Raw genomic sequence first — 2214 nt, 5'->3', positions numbered from 1 at the left:
CTACGACAGACGCCTTACGTCTACGCCGTTTTCGCACGCTGGCTACATGTTCAAGCTCTGGGATCAGTTGGTGTGGGGCAGCACGCTGGTGGTGCCGCCGACACCGTGGTCGGCCCAGGGCATGTTCGACGTGCTCCGCGACGAGCGGGTCACCGTGGCGGGCGCGGTGCCGACCCAGTGGGCCAAGCTGCTCGACGTCGATGGCGTGAGCCCGCAGGCGTTGCCGGACTTGCGGATCGGGGTCGCGGCGACGGCGCCCGCACCGCCCGAACTGGTGCGCCGGGTTGCCGAGCGGATCGGCGTACCGCTCGTGGTGCGGTACGCGATGACCGAATGTCCGACGATCTGCGGGACCGACCCAGAAGACCCCGCTGAGGTCCAGTTCCGTACCGTCGGGCGGCCCGCTGCAGGGATGGAGGTGCGCGTCGGATCCGACGGCGGTGTCGAGGTGAGTGGCCCCTGCGTGATGCGCGGCTACTGGCGCAACCCCGAGCTCACCGCAGAGGTGCTGCGCGACGGCTGGCTGCGTACCGGTGACATCGGCGTGCTCGGCGCCGACGGCAACCTCACCCTCGTCGGGCGCCGCGGCGACATGTACATCCGCGGCGGCTACAACGTGCATCCCGGTGAGGTGGAGCGGGCGCTCGCCGGTCACGAAGGCGTGAAACATGCTGCCGTAGTTGGGCGTTCCGTGCCGGTGATCGGAGAGATCGGCGTCGCGTGCGTCGTGCCGGCGGACGCCGGAACCCCGCCGACGCTGGCTGAGTTGCGAACTCACGTGGCGGGCGAATTGGCGGACTACAAGGCGCCCGACGAATTGCTGATCGTCGACGAGTTACCGCTGACGGCGATGCTCAAGCCGGACCGGATCGCGCTGCGCGAGCTGATCACGTTGCACAACAAAGACATTCAACGTCGACGACCGACAGGATGAGAGGAATCGAGCCATGGGAAGACACGACGGACGGGTAGCGTTCATCACCGGCGCGGCACGAGGTCAGGGCCGCGCCCACGCCGTTCGGCTCGCTGCCGAAGGCGCCGACATCGTGGCGGTGGACATCTGTCGCGATATCGACTCGATGGACTACCCCAACGCCACGCCCGACGACCTCGACGAAACCATCAAACTCGTCGAGAACGAAGGTCGGCGGATCATCGCCCACCAAGCGGACGTCCGCGACGCCGATGCAATGCAACGGGTCGTCGACGAAGGCGTCCGCGAGTTCGGCCGCCTCGACATCGTCATCGCGAACGCCGGAATCATCAGACTCGGTGGCGAAGGAGACCGCCGCCAGATCTTCCGCGACATCGTCGACGTGAACCTCATCGGGGTCTGGAACACAGTCGAGGCCGCTATCCCCGCGCTCATCGACGGCGGCGGCGGATCCATCGTTCTGACGAGTTCCAGTGCCGGATTGAAGGGCACCGGCACCGACCGGGCAGGCGGCCAGGCTTACACGGCCGCCAAGCGGGGGCTGGTCGGGCTGATGCAGGTGTGGGCGAATGAGTTGGCGCAGTATTGGATTCGGGTCAACACCATCCATCCCACCGGCGTGGCCACCGGTATGGTGATGAACGAAACCATGGGCAAGCTGCTCGAGGCCAACGACACCGCAGTCGCCGCGATGCAGAACGCGCTGCCGATTCAGGTGCTGATGCCCGAAGACATCGCCGGTGCGGTGGCGTGGCTGGTCTCCGACGAGGCGAAGTTCATCACCGGGGTGGCGTGGCCGCTGGATGCCGGATTTGCGGTGCGCTGAGCCAGAACGGCTCAGGGCTGGTCGCGTCGGTCGCAAGAATAATGCATTGACATTAATCTTGAGCGCTGCGATGCTGGCGTGGCGTGCGTCGCAACGCGCAGTGACGACATCTGCCAGCACACGGTAGGGAGCGAATATGCCGGAAGTCGGTTCGGCGTCGGACGGACCACTGGCCGGCCTCGTGGTCGTCGACCTATCGACGACGCTGCCCGGAGCGCAGGCGACGCAGTTCCTCGCTGACTGCGGCGCCGAGGTGATCATGGTCGAGCCGCCCGATGGTAGTCCGTTGCGCGAGCTCGCGGGCTGGCCCGCCCTGCTGCGCGGCAAGCGCAGCGTGACATTGGACCTGCACGACGACACCGATCTGGCGCGTATGCGCGCTCTGTTGCGCCGCGCCGACGTGATGGTCAACACCATGCGCCCGACCACGGACGAACGCATCGGACTCACCCAC

At 66.8% G+C, this 2214-nt stretch carries 3 protein-coding genes; all 3 read left to right on the top strand.

Annotation, left to right across the window (positions count from 1 at the left end):
• A partial coding sequence (locus tag WAN71_RS17325) for a class I adenylate-forming enzyme family protein (RefSeq protein ID WP_422226508.1) occupies window positions 1-934 on the top strand: 934 nt, incomplete at its 5' end.
• Between the two features lie 13 nt (window positions 935-947).
• On the top strand, window positions 948-1760 hold the full coding sequence (locus tag WAN71_RS17320) for a mycofactocin-coupled SDR family oxidoreductase (protein WP_422226507.1): 813 nt from the start codon (window positions 948-950) through the stop codon (window positions 1758-1760).
• Window positions 1761-1896: 136 nt separating this feature from the next.
• On the top strand, window positions 1897-2214 hold a 318-nt coding region (locus WAN71_RS17315; RefSeq protein ID WP_422226506.1), incomplete at its 3' end, for a CoA transferase.

Origin of the sequence: Mycobacterium sp. (assembly GCF_049280035.1) — a bacterium.
Classification (GTDB): Bacteria; Actinomycetota; Actinomycetes; order Mycobacteriales; family Mycobacteriaceae; genus Mycobacterium.
The sequence above is the reverse complement of the archived record's forward strand: the minus strand, read 5'-3'. Positions and strand labels throughout refer to the sequence as shown.